Source organism: Sodalis ligni (assembly GCF_016865525.2).
In the GTDB taxonomy this organism is placed as follows: Bacteria; Pseudomonadota; Gammaproteobacteria; order Enterobacterales; family Enterobacteriaceae; genus Acerihabitans; species Acerihabitans ligni.
The window spans coordinates 2807720-2833123 of record NZ_CP075169.1 but is presented as its reverse complement, the minus strand read 5'-3'; the positions used below and the strand labels follow the sequence as shown (position 1 = coordinate 2833123).

The 25404-nt window shown below is 57.5% G+C and carries 18 protein-coding genes and 7 pseudogenes; 6 read left to right on the top strand and 19 right to left on the bottom strand.

What is annotated here, in order from left to right:
* Positions 1-34 precede the first annotated feature (34 nt).
* From GTU79_RS13180 to GTU79_RS13170, 3 genes are read right to left on the bottom strand one after another with little or no spacing between them, the layout of a single operon-like run.
* Positions 35-1654 (bottom strand): MFS transporter, encoded by a 1620-nt coding sequence (locus GTU79_RS13180; protein WP_203521583.1) that lies wholly within the window; start codon positions 1652-1654, stop codon positions 35-37.
* On the bottom strand, positions 1635-2066 hold the full coding sequence (locus GTU79_RS13175) for a DoxX family protein (protein WP_203521584.1): 432 nt from the start codon (positions 2064-2066) through the stop codon (positions 1635-1637). Before GTU79_RS13175 ends, GTU79_RS13180 begins: the two co-directional genes overlap by 20 nt.
* 4 nt (positions 2067-2070) lie before the next feature.
* On the bottom strand, positions 2071-3933 hold the full coding sequence (locus GTU79_RS13170; protein WP_203521585.1) for an amidohydrolase: 1863 nt from the start codon (positions 3931-3933) through the stop codon (positions 2071-2073).
* Positions 3934-4186: 253 nt separating this feature from the next.
* Between GTU79_RS13170 and GTU79_RS13165 the strand changes: the two are divergent.
* From GTU79_RS13165 to GTU79_RS13150, 4 genes and pseudogenes are all read left to right on the top strand, one after another.
* Positions 4187-4872 (top strand): annotated as a pseudogene (locus GTU79_RS13165) (hydrolase).
* Between the two features lie 147 nt (positions 4873-5019).
* Positions 5020-5229 carry a DUF1427 family protein gene (locus GTU79_RS13160; protein ID WP_203521587.1) on the top strand — a complete coding sequence of 70 codons (210 nt, stop codon included), beginning with the start codon at positions 5020-5022 and terminating at the stop codon, positions 5227-5229.
* 13 nt (positions 5230-5242) lie between these two features.
* Complete coding sequence (locus GTU79_RS13155) at positions 5243-5515, top strand: DUF1427 family protein (RefSeq protein WP_132921774.1); 273 nt, start codon at positions 5243-5245, stop codon at positions 5513-5515.
* Between the two features lie 204 nt (positions 5516-5719).
* Positions 5720-6601, top strand: a complete 882-nt coding sequence (locus GTU79_RS13150) for a helix-turn-helix domain-containing protein (protein WP_165934108.1) — start codon at positions 5720-5722, stop codon at positions 6599-6601.
* Between the two features lie 49 nt (positions 6602-6650).
* Here GTU79_RS13150 and GTU79_RS13145 read toward each other — a convergent pair whose 3' ends face one another.
* The 16 genes and pseudogenes from GTU79_RS13145 to GTU79_RS13080 all read right to left on the bottom strand — a co-directional run bounded on the left by GTU79_RS13145 (position 6651) and on the right by GTU79_RS13080 (position 23440).
* Entirely contained in the window at positions 6651-7079 is a 429-nt protein-coding gene (locus GTU79_RS13145) for a hypothetical protein (RefSeq protein WP_203521588.1), read from the bottom strand.
* Positions 7080-7177: 98 nt separating this feature from the next.
* Positions 7178-7797 (bottom strand): annotated as a pseudogene (locus GTU79_RS13140) (response regulator transcription factor).
* Positions 7798-7979: 182 nt separating this feature from the next.
* Positions 7980-10298 carry an Orn/Lys/Arg family decarboxylase gene (locus GTU79_RS13135; protein WP_132921778.1) on the bottom strand — a complete coding sequence of 773 codons (2319 nt, stop codon included), beginning with the start codon at positions 10296-10298 and terminating at the stop codon, positions 7980-7982.
* Between the two features lie 53 nt (positions 10299-10351).
* Positions 10352-11687 (bottom strand): annotated as a pseudogene (gene adiC / locus GTU79_RS13130) (arginine/agmatine antiporter).
* Positions 11688-12039: 352 nt separating this feature from the next.
* A complete protein-coding gene (fhuE, locus tag GTU79_RS13125; RefSeq protein WP_420854181.1) occupies positions 12040-14187 on the bottom strand; it encodes a ferric-rhodotorulic acid/ferric-coprogen receptor FhuE in 2148 nt (715 codons plus the stop codon).
* A gap of 345 nt (positions 14188-14532) precedes the next feature.
* Complete coding sequence (locus tag GTU79_RS30330; protein WP_253073583.1) at positions 14533-14802, bottom strand: cyclase family protein; 270 nt, start codon at positions 14800-14802, stop codon at positions 14533-14535.
* Positions 14778-15581 carry a cyclase family protein gene (locus tag GTU79_RS13120; RefSeq protein WP_253073582.1) on the bottom strand — a complete coding sequence of 268 codons (804 nt, stop codon included), beginning with the start codon at positions 15579-15581 and terminating at the stop codon, positions 14778-14780. Before GTU79_RS13120 ends, GTU79_RS30330 begins: the two co-directional genes overlap by 25 nt.
* Positions 15578-16089 (bottom strand): annotated as a pseudogene (locus GTU79_RS31380) (MFS transporter); the annotation flags it as partial. The pseudogene GTU79_RS31380 and the gene GTU79_RS13120, both read right to left, overlap by 4 nt.
* 70 nt (positions 16090-16159) lie before the next feature.
* Positions 16160-16561 (bottom strand): group II intron maturase-specific domain-containing protein, encoded by a 402-nt coding sequence (locus GTU79_RS30315; RefSeq protein WP_253073656.1) that lies wholly within the window; start codon positions 16559-16561, stop codon positions 16160-16162.
* A 105-nt stretch (positions 16562-16666) separates the two neighbouring features.
* Positions 16667-16971, bottom strand: a pseudogene (locus GTU79_RS30310) (reverse transcriptase domain-containing protein); the annotation flags it as partial.
* The gene (locus GTU79_RS13105; protein WP_253073579.1) at positions 16971-17552 is read right to left on the bottom strand and encodes a reverse transcriptase domain-containing protein; all 582 of its coding nucleotides are present in this window, start codon (positions 17550-17552) and stop codon (positions 16971-16973) included. The pseudogene GTU79_RS30310 and the gene GTU79_RS13105, both read right to left, overlap by 1 nt.
* A 409-nt stretch (positions 17553-17961) precedes the next feature.
* A pseudogene (locus GTU79_RS13100) lies at positions 17962-18807 on the bottom strand (MFS transporter); the annotation flags it as partial.
* 135 nt (positions 18808-18942) lie between these two features.
* Entirely contained in the window at positions 18943-20262 is a 1320-nt protein-coding gene (locus GTU79_RS13095) for an MFS transporter (protein WP_203521593.1), read from the bottom strand.
* A 104-nt stretch (positions 20263-20366) separates the two neighbouring features.
* On the bottom strand, positions 20367-21317 hold the full coding sequence (locus GTU79_RS13090) for a phosphoglycerate dehydrogenase (RefSeq protein WP_203521594.1): 951 nt from the start codon (positions 21315-21317) through the stop codon (positions 20367-20369).
* Between the two features lie 73 nt (positions 21318-21390).
* Positions 21391-22274 (bottom strand): annotated as a pseudogene (locus tag GTU79_RS13085) (dihydrodipicolinate synthase family protein).
* Positions 22275-22291: 17 nt separating this feature from the next.
* Positions 22292-23440: an iron-containing alcohol dehydrogenase gene (locus GTU79_RS13080; protein WP_203521595.1), complete on the bottom strand. Its 1149-nt coding sequence runs from the start codon at positions 23438-23440 to the stop codon at positions 22292-22294.
* Positions 23441-23630: 190 nt separating this feature from the next.
* Here GTU79_RS13080 and GTU79_RS13075 point away from each other — a divergent pair, with 190 nt between their 5' ends.
* Together GTU79_RS13075 and GTU79_RS13070 are read left to right on the top strand one after the other, a co-directional pair.
* Complete coding sequence (locus tag GTU79_RS13075) at positions 23631-24611, top strand: D-threonate 4-phosphate dehydrogenase (protein ID WP_203521596.1); 981 nt, start codon at positions 23631-23633, stop codon at positions 24609-24611.
* Positions 24612-24624: 13 nt separating this feature from the next.
* A complete protein-coding gene (locus GTU79_RS13070) occupies positions 24625-25392 on the top strand; it encodes a DeoR/GlpR family DNA-binding transcription regulator (protein ID WP_203521597.1) in 768 nt (255 codons plus the stop codon).
* Positions 25393-25404: the final 12 nt, after the last annotated feature.

Genomic DNA, 25404 nt, shown 5'->3' with positions numbered 1-25404 from the left:
TTGGATAAAGACTTTCGCGTCAGGCCCGCCCCGGTTAACCGGGGGCCACCATGTGGCGTACCACCGGCGGAACGCTCCCGCGGTGAAAGGCCTGCACCCGGCTTTGGATAAGCCGGTCGTTCACGGTATGGCGTTCATGCTGCCGCAGATGCTCAAGCCAGGAGCCCACCACGAACACTTCCACGAAGGTGCCCGGCAGTTGGACATCTTCGTAAACCGCCCAGGTCATAGCGCCCCCGCGCCGCCGCACCCGGCGCATTTCCTGGACGGCCAGCATAAACGCCCTTGCCTGGGCCGGGTCTATCTCATATTCGATGCTGACCATCACCGGCCCCCTTTCCTGCCGGATGTCCGGCGCCGGGGCCAGGGGATGTTCACTGGCGTCCAGGTTCAAATCGGGATCTTTATCCAAGCGCCAGCGCAGTGCGGCGGCGGAGGCGAGGATCATGCCGACCGCCGCCGCGCAGAGGGCGGTCCGGATACCGGTTTTAGACGCCAGCTGTCCCCAAATGGCGCTGCCCAGCGTCATGGAACCGAAGAACACGGTAAGATAAACCGCCAGGGCGCGAGCCTTGACCCAGCGGGCCGCGCTGCGCTGCGCGCCGACGTTGAGGGTTGATAGGATAGTAATCCAGGCGAAGCCGGTAAAAAACTCAATAGCGGTTAAAACCCAGAAATATCGGATAAAAGCCAGGGCCAGCATGGTCAGGGCAAACAGCAGGCTGGCCGTCACCGTCAGGCGGTCCGGGGAGAGTTTTTTCCGCAGACCCGGCAGCAGTATGGCGCCGCACACCGCGCCGATGCCGATGGACGCCAGCAGAATGCCGTAGCCCCCCGGCCCCAGCCCCAGTTCGCGCCGCGCCACCAGCGGCAGCAGGGCCCAGCCGGCGCTGCCGAACAGGAAAAACGCCAGGGCGCGCACCAGTACGTTCCTCAAAACCGGCGCGGAATGTACATAGCGCAGCCCCACCCGCACGGCGGAAAAAAAATGCTCGGGAGGCAGCCGCTGGATGGTGGGTTCGGCCTTCCAGCGATAGAGGACAAAACCCACCCCCAACACCGACAGCGCATTGAGCAAAAATACCACCCCCGGCCCGGCAAAGGACAATATCAGCCCCCCCAGGGCCGGTCCGATGGCGCGGCTGATATTGATCCCCAGGGAGTTGAGGGCAATGGCCGCCGGCAGCTCGGTTTTTATTACCAAATCCGGCACAATGGCCTGAAACGGCGGCGAACTCATGGCCGCCCCGGTGCTGAGCAAAAATGCCGCCGCCAGCAGGCCGATGGGCGTCACATGGCCGGTGAGCGCCAGCAGGCCCAGGCCGGCGGCGGCGATAAACACCCAAAGCTGCGAGAACAGCAGATAGCGGCGGCGGTCGACGATATCGGCCATGACCCCGGAAGGCAATGCGAACAGAAACATCGGCAGACTGCCGGCGGCCTGCACCATCGCCACCCACAGCGGGTCGGAATTCAGCAGCAGCATCATCCAGCTGGTGCCCACATCGCTCATCCATGAACCGATATTGGACACCACAGTGGCAATCCACAGCATACGAAAGACCGGCTGCCGCAGCGGACTCCAGGGGGAAAAACCACCGGTGGCCGGCGTGGCGGGGGTGGCGCCGGACCCGCTATCCTGGGCGTCTGTCATGGATTTCCTCTCTGTAGCCCGACCGGATGCGCCACCGTCCCGGACCGCACAGCGCCAGCGTGATGAAAATGATCAGCAGCAGCCAGCCGAACTGCCCCTGTTCCACCGTCCATTCGGGATGGACCGCCAGCATGGCCACCAGCAGCACCGCGATAATGGGCAGGCAGGCCAGCCGCGCGGCCACCCCCAATATGATGAAAATCGGGCACACCACCTCGGCGAAAATGGCCGGCAGCAGGTTCATATAAGGCCCCAGGCCAAACGGATCTTCGATGTGCGCCAGCTGTTCATTAAAATGCAGCACCTTGGGTATGCCATGCACATACAGCAGCATGAAGCAGCCGGCGAGCCGCAGGAACAGCAAACCCAGATCGATGGGCGGAGCCGGAGCCGCCGTCGCTAAGATTTTCATGCTGTTAAAACGCAAAGCAGCTGCAGCCCAGCGCGCCCCAGAACCCGGAGTGATCCGATACCGGTACCGCCGAACGCCGGGCACTGTCATGGGCGTGGCCATGAACGCCGCAGGCGCCGATGCAGCTATGGGGCAACAGGCAGGCGCCGGCGGCGGGGAGCTGCCGATAATGCCCCGGCACCAGAGTAACGGGAGACCACTCCGGCAATACCGGGATCGCCGCCGGGCCATGGGAAGATAATTCACCGGCGGCATAGACCACCTTGCCGCCCACCACGGTCATCAGCGATTCAATGGCTTTGATATCCTCTTCCGGAATAGCGAAAAAATCCGCCGTCAGCACCGCCAGATCCGCCAGTTGGCCGGCCTCGATATGTCCTTTTTTGCCCTGTTCGGTGGAAAACCAGGCGCTGCCCGCGGTATATAACTCCAACGCGGTATCGCGGGACAGCCGGTTCAGGCTGTCGAACAGCTTCATGCCGCCCACCGTACGGCCGGAGACCAGCCAGTACAGCGCGGTCCAGGGATTATAGCTGGCCACCCGGGTGGCATCGGTACCGGCCCCCACCGGAATGCCCATCTCCAGCATGCGCGCCACCGGCGGCGTCTGGGCGGCAGCTTCCGCGCCGTAGCGCTCGGCAAAATATTCTCCCTGGAACGCCATCCGATGCTGGATGGCGATACCGCCTCCCAAGGCCCGCACCCGCTCGATATTTTTGGCGGTAATAGTCTCGGCATGATCGAAAAACCAGTGCAGGCCGTCAAACGGAATATCCTTGTTCACCTTTTCGAAAACGTCCAGCATCCGGCTGATGGATTCGTTATAGGTGGCATGCAGCCGGAACGGCCAGCGCTGGCTCACCAGATGCCTGACCACCGCCTCCAGCTCGTTCTCCATGGCGGGGGGCAGATCGGGCCGGGGTTCGAGGAAGTCCTCAAAATCGGCGGCGGAAAACACCAGCATCTCCCCGGCGCCGTTCTGCCGGTAAAAATCATCCCCCTGTCCGGGCGTCACCATATCGGTCCAGCGCGTGAAATCCTCCAGCTCGCCGCCCTTGCGCTGGGTAAACAGGTTATAGGCGATGCGCAGGGTCAGTTGTCCCTCCTTCGCCAATTGATCCACCACTTTGTAATCATCGGGATAGTTCTGAAAGCCGCCGCCGGCGTCGATAACGCTGGTGAGGCCCAGACGGTTAAGCTCGCGCATGAACTGCCGGGTAGAATTCACCTGGTATTCCAACGGCAGGACCGGCCCTTTGGCCAGGGTAGCGTAAAGAATCATGGCATTGGGCCTGGCAATCAGCATACCGGTGGGGTTGCCCGCCTGGTCGCGCTGGATTTCGCCGCCGGGGGGATTGGGAGTGTCCTTGGTATAGCCCACCACCCGCAGCGCCGCCCGGTTAAGCAAGGCGCGATCGTAAAGATGCAGCACAAACACCGGCGTATCCGGCGCCGCCGCGTTCAGTTCATCCAGGGTCGGCATGCGCCGTTCCGCAAACTGGAATTCGGTCCAGCCTCCCACCACCCTTACCCATTGCGGCTGTGGCGTGCGATCCGCCTGCTTTTTCAGCATGGCCAGAGCATCGGACAGCGACGGCACCCCTTCCCAGCGCAATTCGAGGTTATAGTTCAGTCCGCCGCGGATAAGATGCAGGTGGGAATCGTTTAAACCGGGGATAACCGTCCGTCCGCCCAGGTCAATCACCTTGGTTTGATCGCCGCCGTGGCGCATCACCTCGGCGCGGGTCCCCACTGCCAGAAATTTACCGTTGCTGACGGCGACCGCATCGGCCAGGGGCTTTTGCCGATCGAGGGTATGAAATTTCCCGTTGGTAAGGATTAACTCAGCTTTATCAGGCGAAACCATAAAACCTCCGAAGCAGTGAGGGCCCGCGCGGCATGGGCAATGACCGGATTATGGTCGGCATGCCGGAGCAGCGTCTAGTTATACAAAGAGATAATGGCGCCGCCTGGGTTATACATAGAGATAATAGTCTCTCCCGCCCAGACGCCCTACCATGCCGTTTAATAGCGAAAAGCCGTCCTGGCCGCTATCGGCTTTATCGACGCGCCGCGGATACTCCGGCGATTCCATTACTCAAACCTCAATGGATATCATTATGATTGACTCTAAACTTGATGTACTGACCCCACGAACTGTCAAATGATCTTCATCGACCAACAGCCGCAAATGGCGTTCGGCGTGCAGTCCATGGATCGGCAGGCGTTAAAGAACAACGTGGTGGCATTGGCGAAAGCCGCCAAGACATTCGGCATTCCCACCACCATCACCACGGTGGAAACATTGAGTTTTTCCGGCCATACCTACCCCGAACTGCTGGACGTCTTTCCCACCCATGACATTCTCGAGCGTTCTTCCATGAATTCCTGGGACGATCAGAAAGTACGCGATGCCCTGGCGGCCAACGGTAAGAAAAAGGTGGTGGTTTCCGGTTTATGGACCGAAGTGTGCAATAACAGTTTCGCTTTATGCGCCATGGCCGAAGGACAATATGAAATCTATATGGTGGCCGATGCCTCGGGGGGAACATCAAAGGAAGCACATGATTATGCCATGCAGCGGATGATCCAGGCCGGCGTGATTCCGGTGACCTGGCAGCAGGTCATGCTGGAGTGGCAGCGGGATTGGGCGCGCAAAGAGACCTACGACGCCGTAATGTCCATCGTCAAGGAGCATTCCGGCGCCTACGGCATGGGAGTGGACTATGCCTATACCATGGTCCATAACGCCCCTGAACGCATCCACGGCGAACACCGTACGCTGGCGCCGGTACCGGCCAGATAACTTACCCTTAAGCCGCGCAGTAGTCTGCCGGCCAGGCGGCATATCCCTCCGGTGGCGGAGCGATATTGCGTCCGGGCGACAAGGGTACTGGCCGGCCTCAGAGGTCTTACGTTCCGGCTTACGCGGACGACGCTAAGGGAAACGACCATGAAAGTCTATCTTATTTCCATGGGCACAGGCGTACTCATAGGCCTGGTTTACGCCCTGCTCAAGGTGCGTTCCCCCGCGCCGCCCGCCATCGCCCTTATCGGTCTGCTGGGCATGCTGGCAGGGGAGCAGCTTATCAGCCAGGTGGCGCGGCACGCGGCGGCGGCCCCGCCCGGCAGCCACTCTGTCGGCGCGCAGCCGCAGCGGTAATATGAGGAAAGTGATGAAACCCTACCTGGTTTCCCTGGTAACCGGCATATTGGCCGGTATCATTTATTCTTTATTGCAGGTGCATTCACCCGCGCCGCCGGTGCCTGCGCTGCTGGGGCTGCTGGGCATGCTGGTGGGTGAGCAGCTTGTCCCGGTTTGCAAGCGGCTGATTAACCGGCAACCGCTGACCCTGGCGTGGTTTCGCCATGAGTGCGTGCCGAAGATCAGCGGCACGCCGCCGGCGGGAGGAGAAAAACCGCCGCCGGATGAGTTATACCCTAAATAATTCGATGACGGGTATATTGATAGTCAAATTCTGATTCGCCCGCCTGCCCTCCCGCCCCAAATGCGGGTAAACCGCCCTTCACGCCGGTTTTTGCAACCCTGTGCAGATTTGTCAGGAAATTTATAGTTTACTGTTAACAAAATGATGCCTAATGTTACGGTATATATTTTCTTGGCCTGCCTGCAGGTAAGGATTGGAACTTCCATGATCTTATCCAACCGCATGTCGCTTCACGCCGGCTCCGTTCGCTTTTATGCCAGCCGGCACGCGGACACCCTGCCCCTTGAAAATGCGCCTGTTATTACCATACCTTGCGGCGAGGCTTTTGCGGTGATTGTCCAGCTTGCGGATTTCAGGCTGCACAAGCTGTGGCACGATGGCCGGCTTATCCATACCGGCGGCCATGTGAAACAGGCGGTTGCCATTACCGATCTTACCGAGGACTGGCGCTGCCAGCATCTGAGCCCTTTTGATAATGTCCGTTTGGTTATCCCCCGCCAGGCCCTGGACGAATTCACCTATGACAGCGGGCAAAAACGCGTTGCCCGCTTCGATTGTCCGCCCGGCACCACCGACCCGGTGATGTTCCACCTGGCGCAGGCGCTGATACCCTTGATGGATATGCCCGACGGCGCATCGGATTTTCTTATTGAGCATCTTTCCCTGGCGCTGCTGGCGCACCTCACGGCGGCTTACGGCAACGCGCCGCCGGAATGGAGCCGGCGAAAAGGCCGATTGGCGCCGTGGCAGGAGCAACGGGCGAAAGAGTATATGCTGCTGAATATGGCCAAAGGGGTATCTCTGGAGCAGATAGCCCAAGAGTGCCGGCTATCGCGGGCGCACTTTGCCCGCTATTTCAAAAACAGCACCGGCAACTCAGCCTATGCCTGGCTGCAAAAGATGCGCATTCAAAAGGCCCAGGAACTGCTTGGCCGCCATGAGCAAAGCCTGACGCAAATCGCCCTGGAGTGCGGCTTTACCGATCAAAGCCATTTTTCCCGGGTATTCAAATCCGTTATAGGTACGCCGCCGGGCAATTGGCAGCGCATGCGCGCCATGGGAAAGGATGCCAGCGGGGACGGCTGAATACCGGTTCAATGAGCCATTACCGGTTGTGCGCCATCAGACGAATCCCCTAGGCCTGGCGGCCGGATGCCGGATCCGACGGAGCGGCAAGCAAGGACAGCACCTGACGCAGTTCGCCGTGGGAAATTGCCGCCTCGGTTGATTCCTGCAGAGCCTTCACATATTTGCGATAAAAATCATCGTCGCTTTCCGGCGGCGACAACAGGCGCTCGACCACGGTTTTATAGGCAACGATAGCCGCCGTATCGATATCCTCCTTGTCATCCAGCCGTTCATCCAATTCCACTACGATCTCCGAAATCCGCCTCAGCCAGGCGAACTGCGGGTGGCCGGTGAGCAGTTGCAGATGCTCAAAGGGACTGCCCACCGGGCCAAAGCGCCCGGTTTCCAGATCAACCAGCGTCTTGTGCAATTTGCGCAGCGCGCCGGACAATTTTTTGAGGGCGGCGCGGGGATCGGACATCTCTTGGGTGTTCATGGGTCTTGTTCCTCGAAAATCACCTACAGGTTTGAGCAACGGCATGGCGGGTTCGCCCCGGCGGCAACGCCGGGGGGACGCCCGTCCAGGCGCCGCCGTTAGCGGCTCTGGGACTTGACGATATGCAGGCGCTCCGCCGCCCTGACCAAATCAGCCAGGCATCGGGTTTGCATTTTCTCCATCACCCGCCGTTTATGCACCTTGGCGGTGATTTCACTGACCCCCAGCGCCGTGGCTATCTGCTTATTAAGCAATCCGCCTATGGCCAAGCCAAGCACTTCGCGTTCCCGGGGCGTCAGGGTTTGATGGCGCTCGGCAAGGCTTGATAGCTCATGGTAAAAGGAGAGGTTTTTCTCGGCCGTCAGCAGCCCTCCCGGACCGCGCTCAGCAATTGCCCGGGATCGATGGGCTTGGTTAAAAACTCATAGGCGCCGGCCTTCATCGCTTTTACCGACAACGGGATGGTGCCATAGCCGGTGATAAAAATCACCGGAAACGCCCGGCCGGTTTTTCCCAGCGCCTCCATCACGTCAAACCCATCCGACACCGGCACGTTCATATCAACAATAACGCAACAGGGAATATGACTGAAATGCTGCTTAAGAAACGCCTGCACTGAAGCAAAATCAGCTACATGGAAGCCTTCCGACTGTAGCAACCTGACAATGGAATGTCTTACCGAATTATCGTCGTCAACAACATACACAATATGATCCATGAATATGCCCTATCGTTGATGGGAAAGAACACCCCGGCCGCGATATCGCCGGCAAGGGTCGCTTTATCAATTCGTTAGTACTGCGGCACTCCATAATCACCAGAAGCCAGAGGCTTATCTTGTAAAATAGTATGGTTTTGTGACGATTGATGTGATCATAACCTACAGTTTTCGTCGGGTATTCACCGGATGATTTCGTCTTTCAATACCCAGATGCGGTATTCGCCGTCGTCATACTGCGCCCCCTCCAGCTCTTTTTCGAAACCAGGGAATTTTTTACCCCAGTCGGCGATGCTGTGGATGTAACCTAGCCACGGCTCATCCTCTGCGCCGAAACTTTCGCCGGGCATCACTATCGGGATGCCCGGCGGATAAGGAATTACGCCTACCGCCGAGACCCGTCCGGCCAGTTTATCCAGCGTCAGATGTTCACAGCGCCCGGCCATATGATCCTGGAACGCCGCCCGTGGCAGCTTTACCGGCACCGGCAGTTTGCCGAAGGCCGCGGACTGCAATTTATCCATCTGGCTGGTTTTCATGTAAGCAAACATCTCGTCGCAGAGATCCTTCAGTCCCCGGCCCGCATAGCGCGCGGCGTTGGCGGCGGCCAGGTCCGGCAGGCACAGCGTCAGCGGACTGTTGTTATCATAGTGCTGTTTAAATTCCAGCAGGACGTTGATCAAGGTCCCCCATTTGCCTTTGGTTACGCCCACCGAGAACAGGCAAAGCACCATAAAATCCGTGGTGCGGGAGGGGACAATACCGTTTTGCCCGAGAAAAGCGGTGACCATCGCCGCGGGGATGCCGTTGTCAAGCATCTCGCCGTTATCCCCCATGCCCGGCGACAGAATGCCGGCCTTGATGGGATCCAGCATGCACCAGCCATCGTCGATCTGCCCAAAACCATGCCAGGCTTCGCCGGGTTTTAATACCCAGCAATCCGGGTCGGTGGTCAACTGCCGTTTTGAGGCGTTCATAAACGGAATTTTTTTGCCGGTAACGCGGTCTGTTACCTCCGGCGCGTTCCAGGGGGAAAAGAACCATTCCCCTTTCCCCTGTAGTTCGGCGTGGGCTTTGGCCAAGGCGAGCCGGAAATCCACCGCCTCGTTGATCACTTCCTGGGTCAGCGATTCCCCCTGCGGGCCGTCCATCATCGCGGCACCCACTTCATTGGCGGCAATAATGGCGTAAAGCGGCGAGGTGGTGGCCTGCAGCATATAGGATTCGTTAAAACGCGAGTGCTCCACCGGGATTTTGCCATTGCGGATATGGATATAAGACGCCTGCGACAGGGCCGCCAGCAGCTTATGGGTGGACTGGGTAGCGAAAACCGTCGGGCCATCCGGGTCGTGGGCCGCCGGATCGCCGCGCATGGCGAACCGGTCGCGGTAAAGGGGGTTAAACCGGGCGTAGGCATACCAGGCTTCATCAAAATGAATCTGATCAACGCTTTTCGCCAGCAGCGTCTGAGCCTGGGCGGCGTTGTAGCACATACCGTCGTAGGTACAGTTGGTGATCACCGCGTAGGTGGGCTTTAGGCTCTCGGCCAGCGCCTTAAGGGGATGCCGGGCTATTTTATCCTTGATGGCCCTGGCGGTGAGCTGCGTTTTCGGAATCGGGCCGATAATGCCGTAGCGATTACGGGTCGGGATAAAAAAGACCGGTAGCGCCCCGGTCATTACCAGGCCCTGCTCAATGGATTTATGGCAGTTGCGATCGCACAGCGCGATTTGACGGTCGCCGATAGCCGCCGCCATCACCGCGCGATTGGAGCCGGAGGTGCCGTTAAGCACGGAGTAACTGCGGTGCGCACCGAAAATCCTCGCCGCATAGGCTTCGGAGTCTTTGATGGGGCCGCTGTGATCCAGCAGGGAGCCCAGGGAACCGCGCTCGATGCCGGTATCGGTACGAAAGAGGTTCTCGCCGAAAAAATCGAGGAACTCACGTCCCACCGCGGTTTTGGTAAAAGCGACGCCGCCCTGGTGTCCCGGAGCGGCCCAGGAATACTCCGGCGAGTTGCGGGTGTAATCGAACAGCGCGCGGGTAAACGGCGGCAGCAGCTGATCGTAGTATTTCCTGATAAGCGATACGGCGCGGGCGGCGATAAATTCCGCGGTATCCTCATGCATCCAGACAAACTCGTTCACCATTTGCATGGTTTCAAGGGTAAGGGTATCAATGCAGGAGTGTTCGGCCATCAGCATCACCGGCAGGTTTTTATTGCGCGCGCGTATGGCGGTCAATAAAGCCGACGCCTGGCTATGGGACGCGTCGTCATTGCCGCCGGAGGTCCAATCGACAAATACGCAGCAAATGGAGGCATCCGAGCCGATGGTGGCCTCGCCGTCCTCGAAGGTGGCGGCGCGGATCGCCTGCAGATTATTATCTTCCAGCGCCACCACCAGCTCATTGACGGCGCGTCCGTTGGCGGTGCCGCCGTCGGGGAGATTACTGTCCACCACCAGGACCTTACGTTTTTTTTGGCGGGTTAACTCAATCATATCCGGTTCCTTTTCGTTTTAATCAACATGAGAATCCTTTATCCGAAACCGGGTTAATCCTGTTTAAGCGGTTGATCCAGGGAAAGGGTTTTGATGGCGGCGGTTATAGTTGAGGGTGTACATGGCGGTAATCACCATCAGGGCGACGAATGACCACATGACCTCTTGCGCTCCCGAGCCCACCACGGCCCAGATGCAGTACACAAACGCGATCAGGGTAATGGCGCTGTACATTTTCAGCTGGCTGCCCAAATGCCCGTGTCCCACCAGCAGCAATGCGGCGCAGGTATAAAGATAGGGCACCAGGGTAAAGATCACTGAAACGGAAGAGACCAGAGCGAACTGCGCGGTGGCGTTCGGGGAGATGGTGGTGATTTGAAACAGCGTCATCAGTACCCCAAGTATCAGCAGCCCGGCGGCCGGCACGCCGTTTTTATTGACCTTGCCGAAAATGGCGGGAAACAGGCCGTCATCCGCCGCGGCCTTGGCGGTTTGGCTGGCCAGTAACGTCCAGCCCCCCAGCGAGCCCAGGCAGCCGATGGCGGCGCAGGCGGTCACGATGGCGCCGGCGGTATTACCCAGCGCCATGCGGGCGGCGTCGCCGAACGGCGAAGTGGACAGCCTGAGCGCGGCGTTCGGAATCATGCCCATGATGGCGGTGGTGGAGAGGACGTAGCAAACGGCGGCAATCAACACGCCGCCGATGGTGGCAATCGGGACGTTGCGCTTAGGGTTTTCCACTACCGCCGCCGCCACCGATGCGCTTTCCACGCCGATGAATGACCACAGCGTGATGCTCAGGGTGCTTTGGATGGCGCCGAAGGTCCCCTTGCCGCTGACGTTCCAGGCCGCCATATAGGTATCGCCCTTGAACCAGAACCAGCCGAAGATGGCGATGGCCAGAATGGGGATCAACGCCAATACGGTGGCGACGCCCTGCACGCGGGTGATCATTTTCGGCCCGATGATGTTCAGGATGACAAACAGCCATAATACGGCGATGCAGGTTATTGTCAGCACCATCGGCTCTTTAAGGACAGGGAAGAAGTAGCTGAGGTAACCGACGCCGATGACCACCATGGCGATATTCCCGATCCAGCAGGCCAGCCAATACAGCAGATTGGTCTGATAGCCGATAAAGGGGCCGAAGGCGCGCCTGGCGTAGGCATAAGAGCCGCCGGCGCTGTCATCGATGGAAGACATTTTCGCATACACTATGGACAGCGCCAGCGCGCCGATGATGGTGACTATCCAGCCATAAATGGCTATCCCCCCCGTGGCGGCGAGATTCGCCGGCAACAGGAACACCCCGGACCCCATGATATTGCCGGAAACCATCAGGGTTACCGGAACCAGGCCCACTTTACGACTACCTACCGTTATCGCCATTATTCATTCTTCTTAATTAAAGCCATGTGGAACCAGCCGCCGGCAGGAGCCGCCGCGGCTGATAAAAGGATGAGGGGAATCAATAAATTTACCGATTAAGATTAGTCGGCAATTCAGGGAATATTTAAAATAAATGTAAGATATAATGTCTTAAAGGCAGTGCAATATTTGGTTGATACCGCCGATGACCAGAGCAATTAACCTTTGGGATGTCAACGCGGCGGGCATCAAGGTTGCCTTTGTCCGGATATGATGCCTTCTGCCACGCCACTGAACGAGTATAGTGCGCTACACCAAGTGACGTTGTCACGTTTTAGCCAAAGGCCTCCCATCCGGACATTATCCCGCGCCGTCAGAAGGTATAGTTCAGCGTCACCGAGACGCTGCGAGGCGTGCCGTAGACGGCGTAAGAAGCGAGATAGTCGTAATACTCCTTATCAAACAGGTTGTTGATATTGGCCTGTACCGAAAGCTGGCGGCTGACCTGGTAGCGCCCGAACAGGTTAACCAGCGCATAGCTGCCCTGCTCCACCCGCGTCATCCCCAACGGGCCGTAGTCACTTTGCCAGGTATGATTCTGCCAGTTCACGCCGCCGCCCACGGTGAGATCCGGCAATACCGGCAGCTGATAGCGGGTAAAGAATTTCAGCGACGTGCGGGGCAGGAAAGAGTTGACGGCATTACCGTCACCGTCTTTGGCGACATAGCGGGAACCGCCGAACGTCAGTTGCAGACGGTCGGTTACCGCGCCGTTCACCTCAAATTCAACCCCTTTGCTGACGGTATTGTTAACCGCGCGATAGGCCTCTTCGGTAGTACCCGGGATATAGGTATTTTCATCCACCGCCACATGGTTCTGTTCCGTGCGGAACACCGCGGCAGACGCCGTCAGGCGACCGTCATTCCAGTCGCCTTTCAGGCCGGTTTCATAGTTTTTCCCCACCGTAGGGTCCAGATAGTTTTTATTCAGGTCCCTGTAGGTCTGCGGCTGGAAGATGGAGGTGTAGCTGGCATAAGCGGACCAGGTGTCGTTAATATCATAAATCAGGCCGGCATAAGGCGTGACGTCGCTTTTATCGGCATCGGCGGTGGTGCCCTCGGCGCGCCAATCGGTGTAACGGGCGCCCACAATCAGGGCCAGGGGATCCGCCAGGGAGAAGCGAGCGGCGGTATAGAACGATTTTTGCCGTATCGTATCACTGGAATAATCCACCCAGGGGCTCCAGACCGGGTCCGCCACGTCGCCGTTCCAATTGTTGTAATCACCGATATCGGACTCGCTCAGGGTGGCCTGGGAGTTGTAGTAGCGGTTATTTTGCCTGCTGTAGCTGGCGCCGACGATCAGCTTGTGCCGGCGGCCAAACAGGTCAAAGGGTCCGCTGGCATAGGTATCGACGGAATCCACCTTGCGTACGCCGGTATTCCATCCACCGTAGGCCGTCACCCCGGTACCGCTCTCCTTGTCGGGAAAACCGGCGGCATACATCAGCTTGGAATCAAAATCGGTTTCAGCATGGGTGCCGTTAACGCGCGCCTCCCAGCCATTGTCAAAATGATGGGCAAGATTGGCAAATACCTTTCTCGACAGCTGGTTGTTATAGCTCCAGTCCGGCGCCGGGTTAAAGCTGCGATGGAAGTGCGTACGGCTGCCGTCGCTATACCAGGTGGGCAAGCCTCCCCAGGTGGGGTCCGACGCATGGTTTTCCTGGAAATCGTAACCCAGGGATAAGGTGGTGGCATCGGTCAGATCGGCGTCCACCACGCCGTAAAGAAACTTTTTACGGTAATGGTAGCGGTCAAGGAAGCTGTCATTATCCTGATAGCCGGCGATAACCCGGCCGCGCACGTTGCCGGACGCCGAGAGCGGGCCGGAAAGGTCCAGCACCATTCGTTGTTTGTCCCAGCTGCCGTAGCTGCCGGTGACGGAACCCTGGAATTCGCGGCTGTCGGCATGTTTACGCACCATATTGACGGAGGCGGAGGGATCCCCCGACCCGGTGAGCAGGCCGGTGGCGCCCCGCACCACTTCTATACGGTCATAGATGGCGGTATCCGAACCCGCATCGCCGAAGTTCCACAGCTGATCAACGGTAGTGGGAATACCGTCAAACAAATATCGGGTGATGGGAAAACCGCGGGAATAATAGCTGACGCGATCGGAATCGATGATTTCCGGTGAGATACCGATGGTATTGCTCAGCACATCATTAAGGGTTTGCAGATCCTGATCCTGCATGCGCTGCTGGGTGATGATGCTCACTGACTGGGGAATATCCCGCGGCGCCAGCAGCATTTTGGTGCCGGCGGTGGTCACCGGCACGCTGTAATCTTGCTGGCCGCCGCTGGTATTGCCGCTTGGCCTGCCGGTGACCACCAGGGTGTCATCGGCGTTTTTCGCCCCGCCCGGCTCGTCCGCGGCGGCCATGTGATACCAAGAAGAGATCAGGGCGGCGGCAACGGGCAATAAATATCTCGAACCTGAATGATTAAACCTTCCCATCGCTTCGCTAGCCTTACTCTTCGAAACAAACAGCAACATCACTATTCTCCATGAAACCGGTTATATTTTTGCTCACATACTCATGGGTCTTATTGATTTATAGGTTGTTTAGCCTGAAATAACTTAATGTTACATTGTCACTTAAAAAGATTAAATAAGACAGAAAAGAAAACGAGAATCATACGCATTAGCATTATTAATGTAAATAATAATTACCACTGCAAGGAGCCACATGGGCAAGGCGGGGTCGGAGGAAAGAAGAGTCGCGCTAGGTATACAGCATTATCGGGCGTGATACGTTATGGGGCGGCTCGTCGCATGCGCGCTTGCCGCCCGGTATTTTCACTATATTGTCGCCACCGGCGTTACCGGGGACCCCACGGCACCGGGTAATCGGAGCGGCGGCGCGGTAAGCAGGAAAGCGTGCCGCCGCTCCGCCGCCAGCCCATCGGCCAACTCGCTCAGATGCCACAGTTCGCCCAGATAGGTGCCGAGCCGAAACAGGCAAAGCTCATGCAGGGGATGAGAGGGATAAACATGCTCGTTCATGGGATGGGCCGGCAGAATCTCCACCGCCGGATTATCCGCAATCAGCGCCACGATACCGTTGTCCACAATCCAACGGCGCAGCCGTCCGTCGCTGCCGTCCAGACCGGCGAAATGCCGGCCGAGGTAATCGCCGTCGGGCGCCCCGCCATGGCGATGATGGCTTCATCCATGCCGGTTCTGAAACAGACCATATCCCCCGGACGAACGATGATATTGTCCGCCCGTAAAATATGCAGCAGATGCTCATAGCCGAAGGCCAGCCGCTCGATACCGAAATGTTTTTTAATATCCACCATGACCGCCCGGCCCTGTATGCCGTGCTGCGCCATATGCTCAATGCCCAGCGCCGTTGCGCCGAGGTGGCTGCCGTGCTGGCAGCCTGCGCCGGGGCGGTAATCCTGTTCCCCCACGATGTCCACTCCGGCGCGATAGCCGTTATAAAACACCATTTCCGGCACCCCGTTACCGGCCACATCGAACCATTGCCCCATATGCGCCAAACTGTCCCACTGGGTTGAATACTGCAAAGCCAGGGTAACCATGTCGTCGCAAATGACATCGGTCAGGCGGGCATTGTCCCGCGATAGGGGATAGGTCATATTGGGATAATCCCCCCGCCGGGTCGCCTGGATGCGCGGCGGCGGCCGTCTGGGATTCATCACGGTTCCGCCGGGCAGATCCAGCGGCAAACTCAGGCAGAAGGTGCGGCCGGACTTGACCTCCGCCACCCCTTCCAGCACTTTTTCCGGCGTCAGTAAATTAAGCCGGCCCAGCTGATCGTCAGGACCGAAATCACCCCATGTTGCATCGTCTGGACGCTGTTTCCAGCGGGTCTGCCGGTTCATGCTCTTCTCCTCCCGGAATTGATTTTCAGCGCCATTGGCTGCACTTCCGGCAACCAGATACCGTAGACCACCGCGCCCGCCAAACCCACAACGCCGGCAAGAACCAAAGGAATAACAAAGGAATGGGTAAATTGCATCACCACGCCGATAAAAATCGGCGAAATAATCCCCGCCAGATTCGCGGCCATATTCTGGATACCGCCGATGGTCGCCACGTTGGCGCGGTTGGGCGTTACGTCGGAGGGCAGCGCCCATAATGCGGCGGAAGCGAAAGTCGCGGCAAAATTGGCGAAACACAACGCGGCCAGGGCAGGGTAACCGGGGGAGAATAAGCCGCTATACCGATGACCGAACTGCCCAGCATCCCCCCCACCAGCGGGATTTTACGGGCGATGGGCAGAGAATAGCCCCGCCGCACCAGACTGTCGGACAACAGGCCGCCGCACCATCCGCCAACAATCGCCGCGATGCCCGGCAGCATGCCGAGCAGGCCGAATTTCATCAGGGATCGAGTAGGAGGCGGGATTACTCCCGCCGTCCTCTCACACCACCGTACGTACGGTTCCGTATACGGCGGTTCATTTACAACACTGGAACTGCCTGTGCAACTCCAGCAGCGATAACTGACCTGCACGATCGAAGAGTTTCTTCGGCAGCGCTTGGTTCATATGACTTGCCCCCGCGTTCCACCAGGGTCCGCGCTGGTTCGTCGCCGATATCCACGCCCTTTCTTCGCTCAGGCCGCCTTTCATCAGCATCCTTGCCCGTTTGTATGGCCTTTTCCAATGCCGCCACAGCAGACAACGCAGCTTACGGCGGACCCAGCCGTCCAGTTCTTCCAGTATCCCTTTGACTTCGGTCAGCCGGAAGTAACTTATCCAACCTCGCAGCACCGGAGCAAGCCCGTCGATAACCGCTTTCAGCGCTTTTGAACTGTTTCCCGTCGTCAGGCTGCGGATTTTCTCCTTCAGCCTGGACACGCTGCTCGCCGCTATCTTCAGTTTTGCCTGCTTGTGCCACGTCAGGCTATATCCCAGGAACTTGCGCTCCCAGGGCCTGGCCACCGCGCTTTTATCTCGGTTCACCGTCAACCGCAGGTGCTTTTCCAGATACCGGCTTATCGAGTTCATCGCCTGTTCTCCCGCCTTGCGGCTGCTCACGTAGATATTACAGTCATCCGCATAACGGCAGAACCGGTGGCCCTGCGCTCCAGTTCACGGTCAAGGTCGGTCAGCAGCAGGTTGGAGAGCAACGGCGATAACGGGCTGCCTTGCGGCATCCCTTCCCGCCGTTTTGTCACCACTTTGCCGCTGACCATGTCCGCTTCCAGATAACGCCTGATGAGCCTGAGCAGTCTGACGTCTTTGATTTTGCGGCTTAGCCTCGACATCATGATGTCGTGGTTAACCGGTCAAAGAACTTCTCCAGATCCATGTCCACCACCCAGCGCCGGCCGCCTTGCACGTAGGCTTGTGCTTGTCGCACCGCCTGCCACGCATTGCGGCCCGGTCTGAAGCCGTAGCTGGATTCGGAGAACTCAGGTTCATAATAGGGGGTAAGGTGTTGCTGGATGGCCTGCTGGATAAGCCGGTCCACCACCGTGGGGATACCCAGGACCCTGACTCCGCCGTTAGGCTTGGGCAGTTCGACCCGGCGTATCGCCTGCGGCAGGTAGCTTCCGTCCAGCAGGGCCGCTTTCACCGTCGGCCAGTGCCATTTCAGCCAGTCTTTAAGTTCGCCGACGCCCAGATTATCGACCCCTGCTGCGCCTTTATTCTCAAGAACCCGCTGATAGGCCAGCATCAGGTTGCCGCGTGTTATCACCGCCTCGATTGACAACGGTTGTTCCGCTTTCGTTTGCTCAGCTTTCGCCGTGGGTATTTCAGCACCCGTGTCAGGCCCTTGCGAATACTGTTCGCTTCCTCCTGTCCGGGCCGCAGTGTCCTGCGCTTGTGCCTCATCAATACCCATCGAGATAACCTGTCCTAATCACGGTTGTAAATGTTCGGCCCTTCACGATACCGGTTTTGCACCGCTACTATGGCCTCGGCTGACTTCTGTACATTCATCCCGTCGCCTCTCGACGCCCGGTAGCACCAAGGCAGACGTACAGACCTCCCGGGGTAATTCGCGCGACCTTCATGCTTATACCTGTCGACTCTACGTAACAGCGTTCCGTGCAAGTATCGGGCTTTGACGATATGTGCCGCCTTACCCCGCTGTCACGCCTAAGTCGCTTCCTGTTCGTCAGGCCAGCATTTTGCCTTCGGCTTCCTTCAGATCCCGCCTCGCGGTGGGCACCCTTGCCGTTCGGCTAGCACTTCCCCTTGCCGGGTGTGCAAAGGACTTTCACCTCCAAGTCGCCCCTTGACCACCACGGTCCAGGGACAGCGCCCGTCAAGGCGCTACGCGCCATGCCCGGCGCACACAGATGAAAGGTTTCCACCAGATAGGTGGGAAACCAGGTGAAGAAAAAATAGGAGACGAAATTCACGCAAAAAAAGCCCGCCATCATGGCCTGCACCGTGCGCTGCGCCAGCAGTTGCGCAATACTCATGGCCTCGCCGGTTATATGCTCCTGATTGGCCTCGATAAATTCCACTTCTTCCTGCGACACGGTGGGATGCTGGCGGGGATCACGATACCAGACATACCATGCCGCGGCCCAAATCACCGCCGCCAGGCCGGAGATGACAAACGTCATGCGCCAACCCACCAGGGCAATCAGGAAAGAGACGATGGGAATGGCCAGGGTGCCGCCTATCTTGCTGCCGTTATTAAAAGTGGCCGCGGCAAAGCTGCGCTCCTGGCGCGGGAACCAGCGGGTGACCGTTGATGAGCTGGCGGGATAGCTGGGCGCTTCCACCGCGCCGAGCACAAACCGAAAGCCCAGTAACGCGGTGATACCGTTCGCCAGTCCGCAGGCCGCGGTGGCCAGCCCCCAACAGAGGCTACTGAAGGCAAAGGTGATACGTGGACCGAACCTGTCCACCAGCCAGCCCCCCGGCAGTTGGAACAAGACGTAGCTCCAAAAGAACGCCGATAATAAAAATCCGCTGTCGGTGCTGGATAAATGCAATTCCGTTGACATAAAGGGAATGGCAACGCTCATCGTGGCACGGTCGATATAATTAATGGCAATACCCACTGACAACACGGTCAATATAATAAATCGCATCTTGCCTTTAGCCGATTTTATATTCTCCACTGCATTGTGGCCTGTCATATACTTTTGTGGTTCCGGATTAAGCGACATTATCGTCTCCTGCGGAAAATCATTATGTAGGACGCAGAGTAAATCGATAATCGCATTACCTTTGGATAATGCGATTATTAAAACTAACGACAACCAACTGAATATTTAAATATGGTCCACGGACGCTTGCGGCGCGGGACCGGAAATTTCAGGCTCGATGGGTTCAACCCTACCGAGCAAAAACAGGTAATTCAGAATCCCCACCACCACCAGCGCGGCGGAAAACACCAAAGCATAGGTAAAGGAGCCGGTTGTCGCCACAATAAAGCCGGTAACAACCGGTCCGATGGCCCCGCCGAAATTCGAGACGGTGTTTTGCAAACCGGCCACCATAGAGACGCTGTTTTTCGGCGCCACGTCCCCCGGCAGGGCCCACACTTGCGACGCCGCAATGGTCGTGCCCGATTTTGCCACGCACAGCAGCAATACGGTCATGAACACGGATTGGGTAAACGGGGCGAAACCGATACACAGCGCCAGCAGCAGACCGATGGTCAGAAACAGCTTGCGGGTGGCGGTGAGGGAGAGGATTTTTTTGTGGGCGACGACATCCGAGGCCCAGCCCGCCGCCACCTCCATGATCATGCCGCACAGCAGCGGCAGCGCGGCCACCATCCCCATATTGATAAAGTCCATTCCTTTGTCTTTTACCAAATAGGTCGGCAGCCAGGTAATGAAAAAATAGGAGGTATAGTTAATGGTGAAAAACCCGATGCACATCGCCCAGATATTGCGATAACGCAGCAGCTTATACCATTTTATCGGCAGGACCGATTTATCGCCGTGTTTTTGTAACTGCCCGTCGCGAATATAGCGGACTTCCTGCGAACTGATATGTTTATGGTCTTCCGGGTTTTCGGCATAGATAATATACCAGGCAATCAGCCATACCAGGCCGACCGCACCGGTTATCACGAACGTCATGCGCCAGTCAAACATATAGATAAGCCAAACGATGAGCGGCATGGCCACGGCGCTGCCGAACTTCGAGGCGCTGTCGAACAGGCCTGACACCGTGGCGCGCTCCTTGTCCGGGAACCAGCGGGCGGTGATGCCGGCATTGCTCGGATAAGCGGCGGCCTCGCCCACTCCCAAGGCCAATCGCAGCGCCAGCAGGGATTTGAATCCTGTGGCCAGTCCCATGGCCGCGGTGGCGACGGACCACCAGCCCAGCGCCAATCCCAGCCCTTTTTTCTGGCCGAAACGATCGGCAAACCAACCGCCGGGAATTTGCAATAACGAATAAGACCAAAAAAATGCGGCCATCACCAGGCCCATGGTCTCAGGATTTAAACTGAGCTCTTTAATCAATTGCGGCGCGGAAGCGGAGAGCACCGTGCGGTCAACATAATTAATGGCAATGGCAAGCCACATTAAGCCGGCGACCCACCAGCGGATACGAGATTTCGTTGCGGCATCGTTCATGATGATTGGCCCAATATAGAGTGGCGCTTATTTGAATAAATGAGCACCATATCGAGTACTATACCCGGGGAGAAAATAGCCATTCTCCCCATTATTAAATACCATCAAAGTGAATTCATGATATTTACAGGTCTTTGCTGGTGTACCACGCACTGAATAATCTGTTCCACACAACGGGCACCGATGGCGCTGATGGCGCCGTCGGTATACCCCGCGATATGTGATGTTGGTATAAAATTATCTAAGCTAAATAATGGATGGGTCTTTAACGGTTCCTGTTCAAACACATCCGCCGCGGCACCGGCGATGACGTGATCAACCAACGCATCATACAGCGCGTTTTCGTCCACCACGCCGCCACGGGAAACATTAATCAGGAAGGCGCTTTTTTTCATACGTTTCAGCCGCGCTTCATCGAACAGGTTGCGGGTCTCGGTGGTCAACGGCGTATGAAGCGTAATGAAATCGCTCTGTCGCACCAGTGAATCCAACGTAACAAACTCAACGTTATGGTCGCGGGCAAAGGCTTCGTCCTGATAAAAATCATAGGCCAGCACGCGCATGTTAAATCCGGCGGCGCGCAAGACCACCTGTTTGCCTATATTCCCCAGTCCCACAATGCCTAGCGTTTTGCCATAGACATCGGTGGCAAAGATCCGCGGCCAGCGGCCTTCCCGCGTCTGGATAACGGATTGCGTCAGCTGGCGGGCGCCGGCCAGGATCAAGGAAAAAGCAAAATCGGCGACCGCATGCTTATTGGCATCGGGAACATTGGTGACATAAATACCCCGTTCAGCGGTGGCCTTCAGGTCAATATTGTCCACGCCGACGCCATGCTTGCAGACAATCTTGAGCTGCGGCGCCATCTCCAGCAGTGCCGGAGTCACCTCGGTAAACGCCACAATCATCGCCAGGGTATCGGCTAGATGCGGACGCAGTTCGGACAGACTGATATCCGCCGGCAACATTACTATTTCCAGGCCATGCTGTTTAAGCGCCATGACCGGACTATCATCATATTTAGCAAAAGAGGGCGAAGTACAGAGTATTTTCATGTTGAGATTCCGTTATTATCCCACCGGCCCACGGTCGTGATTCCGCGGCGCGTATAAACGCACGCAGCAAAAATCACTTGGTATATTTATTGATGATCTGGAGGATTTTTTCCTCATCCGCCGCGCTGAACCGGATGGGATAACGGCTTTCCCCTACGTCATAACCCATCAGCGACACCGCTTTTTTCACCGCCGCCGGAGAAAACGCCACGTTATACAGATCGGTTCGCAGTCAGGTCACCTGTTCCTGCGCCGCACGGGAGCCTTCCACATCGCCGGCATGGAAACGGGACCATATAGCGTTAATCTCTTTTGGCGCGACGTTGGCCAAACCGGAGATGCAGGCGGAGCAGCCATCGACAAAGCCCTGATGAATGAGCGAGTCGGGACCGTTAAGCACGCTGAAACCCTCGAGATCCTTCACGGCGTTGAGAAAGCCGCTCAGGCTTTCATAGCTGCCGGCACTGTCTTTGATGCCGATAATATTTGGATGGGACGCCAATTGCCGGACGGTTTCCGGTTGCAGCGTATTGCCGGTGCGCGCCGGAATATTGTAGAGAAAGATCGGCACCGGCAAGGCATCGGCGATGGCCCGGTAATGCCACGCCAGTTCCTCCTGTTTTAGCGGCACAAAATAGGGCGTGATCACGGAAACCGCATCGACGCCCAAACCCGCCGCCTGCTTACCGAGCCGGATGGTTTCGCGGGTGGATATCTCGCCGATATGCCCAACCACCGCCGCCTTGCCCGCCACCTCATCGGTGCAGGTCTCAATTAATGCCAGCTTTTCCTTCTCGTTCAGCACAAAAAACTCGCCGTTGGTGCCCCCGCAGAATATGCCGTTGCCGTAACCCAACTGGCGCTGAACCTGCAAACGCATGGCGCTCGGGCTGAAATCGCCGTTTTGTCGAAGGTGGTGACGATAGCCGTCAGTACGCCGCTGATTTTTTTGCTCATAATACCCTCGTAATTAATCAACAATCCTGTGTTTGGAACAGCGTCAAATAGAGGCGGCGGACATCGTCGGCGCCTACTTGCGTCGGAACGTTTTTCATGAGCCGCTGCACATCCAGCGCCGCCTCCACCAGATAAGGCAAATGCTCCCCGCCGATCCCCAGCGCCTCGAGACTCGCCGGCAGCTTTAGGCGCTGCACCAAGGCGGAAAAATACTCCACCAGCGCGTGGGATTTTTCTTCGTCGCTTAGAGAGGTGATGGCATCAGGCACTAAATCATAGGCCTGCGCAAATTTGGCCACCGCCGCCGGACGGATAAAGCGCATACAGGGGGCCAGCAAAATGGCGTTCGCCACCCCGTGGGGGATATGGTATTTGCCTCCCAGGGGATAAGACATGGCATGAACCAGATGCGTCCCGGCATGGGTAATGGCGGCGCCGCCGTAATAAGACGCCCACAGCATTTCCAATCGGGCGGCCAGGTTATCCGGCCGGGCCACGGCGATTTCCAGATTCGCGAACAGTTTTTTCAGCCCCATCAGGGCATAGTTGTCGCTGACCGGGTTGGCCGCCACGGACGTAAAACATTCAATCAGATGACAGAGCGCGTCGATACCGGTTGACGAGGCGATAGACGCCGGCATGCTGACGGTCAACTCCGGCACCAATGCCACATAGTCCGGCAGCATCACCGGCGAAATGATCCCGACTTTGGTTTCCCGTTCTGGGATGGCTAAAATGGCATTGGGCGTAGCTTCCGAGCCGGTTCCGGCCGTGGTGGGGATAAGCAGCGAGGTGATGCGCTTTTGCGGCTTTTCTCCCGCCAGCAGGGCGGTTAAATCCGGCGCGCCCCCGATACACAGCACTGAAAGCAGTTTCGCCACGTCCAGCACGCTGCCGCCGCCGATACCTATCACCAGATCAAACGACTTTCCCCCCAGCGCGGCGACGATAGCCTCCACATCCTGCGCCCTGGGCTCCGGGGGGACATTATCAATCATCTTAAGGCTGGCGACCTTGCCGCACACCTGCTCAATCACGCTTTGTACGGCGGGAATAACGGCGATGTTTTTATCCGTTACCAGTAATGCCGCTCGCTTATCCTGCAACAGGTAACCCAGGTCGTTAAGCGCCTGATAACCACTGATAAGGGTGCTGTTTATATTCATTGACCTTGCCTTGTGTCTTCATTCCCCGCTCAGGGAACGTCGGTGATTATATTTCATCATTTAACATCACAGCTCATGCCCGCCGCCCCTATTTTATAGAATATTTAACGTTGGTCTTTTTTGATCGTGCTCACATATAATCAACTATGATTCAATATAATCATATTGTGTTTCAATCAGGAGAAGCGGAGTGATTAAAATTATTGCAGTCACCATGGGCGACCCGGCGGGCATCGGTCCGGAAATCATCATCAAATCACTCATCGACGGCCCCTTATCCGGTGCGCCGGCGGTGGTGGTGGGCTGCGCCGGTACGCTCCGGCGGGTTTTATCTCTGAATATCACGCCGGCGGCGGAGCTGCGGATTATTAAAAACGCCGCCGATGCGCATTTCGCTCCCGGCATATTGAACGTTATCGATGAACCGCTGGCCGACCCTCTGGCGTTGCAGCCGGGCAAGGTGCAATCGGCCGCGGGGGATCTGGCCTACCGCTGCATAAAGCGGGCGACCGAACTGGCCATGGCGGGAAAGGTTCATGCCATGGCCACGGCGCCGTTAAATAAGGAAGCATTGCACAGCGCCGGCCATATTTATCCAGGGCATACTGAATTGCTGGCGACATTAACCCACAGCCGGGATTACGCCATGGTGCTCTATACCGAAAAGCTGAAGGTGATTCATGTCAGCACGCATATCGCCCTGCGCAAATTCCTGGATACCCTGAGCCGGGCGCGGGTAGAAACCGTTATCGCCATGGCGGATACCTTTCTCAAACGCGTCGGTTTCGACGCCCCCCGCATCGCGGTGGCCGGCGTCAATCCCCATGCGGGAGAACACGGTCTGTTCGGTGATGAGGAGATAGCCATTGTCGGCCCGGCCATTGCGGCGATGACGGCAAAAGGCATCAATGTTTACGGCCCCTGTCCGCCGGATACGGTTTTCCTGCAATCCTATGAGGGACAATATGATATGGTCGTCGCGATGTATCACGACCAAGGTCATATCCCCTTAAAGCTGCTGGGCTTCTACGATGGGGTGAATATCACTGCCGGCCTACCGTTTATCCGGACTTCCGCGGATCATGGCACCGCGTTTGATATCGCCTGGCGCGGACAAGCCAAAGCTAAGAGCATGGCTGTTGCAATCGCGCTGGCAATGCAATTGGCATAAGCGGACGGACGCGATGACGGCACAACCTCGCCTTGACCAGATTTTGGGTTACCTGAAAAACCATAATCTGGTGACAGTGGATCAATTGGTGACGGTGCTGAGCGCATCGCCCGCCACCGTGCGCCGGGATCTCATCAAACTGGATCGGGAAGGCGTCATTTGCCGCATGCACGGCGGCGTAACCCTTAACCGGTTCATTCCCTCCCAGCCCACCACCTACGAAAAAAATCAGCGCAATCTGGCGGAGAAGCAGGCCATTGCCTTTGAGGCCGCCGGCTTCGTCACCGCCGGTGATACCGTGGTGCTGGATGCCGGCACCACCATGTACGAGCTGGCCCGCCAATTAAGCCATTTGCCGCTACGGGTGATTACCACCGATTTGCATATCGCGCTGTTTCTCAGCGGCTTTAAGCAAATCGAGGTTACCATAATCGGCGGACGCATCGACGACAGCAGTCAATCCTGCATCGGTGAACATGGCCGCAAGCTATTGCGCAGCATTAATCCGCAACTTGCCTTTGTCAGCTGTAACTCCTGGAGCCTGGAGAAAGGCATTACCACGCCGACCGAAGAGAAAGCCGGCCTCAAGCAGGATCTGCTGGCCAATGCCCAACGCCGGGTGCTGTTGGCCGACAGCAGCAAATACGGCTCATGGTCGCTGTTTCGCGTTTGCCCTTTGCCCTCGCTGACGGATATCGTCACTGACTGTCGCCATCGGCCGGAAATGATGCCGGCGCTAGACCACCAGCCGTTCCAGGTGATCTATGCGTCATTAGGCTGAAAGGCGCCCCGT

What these genes read in the sequence shown, in the direction of transcription:
- GTU79_RS13160 (WP_203521587.1), top strand. Translation starts at nt 5,020, where the DNA reads ATGAAAGTCTATCTTATTTCCATGGGCACAGGCGTACTCATAGGCCTG.
- GTU79_RS13170 (WP_203521585.1), bottom strand. Translation starts at nt 3,933, where the DNA reads ATGGTTTCGCCTGATAAAGCTGAGTTAATCCTTACCAACGGGAAATTT.
- GTU79_RS13070 (WP_203521597.1), top strand. Translation starts at nt 24,625, where the DNA reads ATGACGGCACAACCTCGCCTTGACCAGATTTTGGGTTACCTGAAAAAC.
- GTU79_RS13095 (WP_203521593.1), bottom strand. Translation starts at nt 20,262, where the DNA reads ATGAACGATGCCGCAACGAAATCTCGTATCCGCTGGTGGGTCGCCGGC.
- GTU79_RS13155 (WP_132921774.1), top strand. Translation starts at nt 5,243, where the DNA reads ATGAAACCCTACCTGGTTTCCCTGGTAACCGGCATATTGGCCGGTATC.
- GTU79_RS13145 (WP_203521588.1), bottom strand. Translation starts at nt 7,079, where the DNA reads ATGAACACCCAAGAGATGTCCGATCCCCGCGCCGCCCTCAAAAAATTG.
- GTU79_RS13090 (WP_203521594.1), bottom strand. Translation starts at nt 21,317, where the DNA reads ATGAAAATACTCTGTACTTCGCCCTCTTTTGCTAAATATGATGATAGT.
- GTU79_RS13180 (WP_203521583.1), bottom strand. Translation starts at nt 1,654, where the DNA reads ATGACAGACGCCCAGGATAGCGGGTCCGGCGCCACCCCCGCCACGCCG.
- GTU79_RS13120 (WP_253073582.1), bottom strand. Translation starts at nt 15,581, where the DNA reads ATGAACCGGCAGACCCGCTGGAAACAGCGTCCAGACGATGCAACATGG.
- fhuE (WP_420854181.1), bottom strand. Translation starts at nt 14,187, where the DNA reads ATGGGAAGGTTTAATCATTCAGGTTCGAGATATTTATTGCCCGTTGCC.
- GTU79_RS13135 (WP_132921778.1), bottom strand. Translation starts at nt 10,298, where the DNA reads ATGATTGAGTTAACCCGCCAAAAAAAACGTAAGGTCCTGGTGGTGGAC.
- GTU79_RS13105 (WP_253073579.1), bottom strand. Translation starts at nt 17,552, where the DNA reads ATGGGTATTGATGAGGCACAAGCGCAGGACACTGCGGCCCGGACAGGA.
- GTU79_RS13150 (WP_165934108.1), top strand. Translation starts at nt 5,720, where the DNA reads ATGATCTTATCCAACCGCATGTCGCTTCACGCCGGCTCCGTTCGCTTT.
- GTU79_RS13080 (WP_203521595.1), bottom strand. Translation starts at nt 23,440, where the DNA reads ATGAATATAAACAGCACCCTTATCAGTGGTTATCAGGCGCTTAACGAC.
- GTU79_RS13175 (WP_203521584.1), bottom strand. Translation starts at nt 2,066, where the DNA reads ATGAAAATCTTAGCGACGGCGGCTCCGGCTCCGCCCATCGATCTGGGT.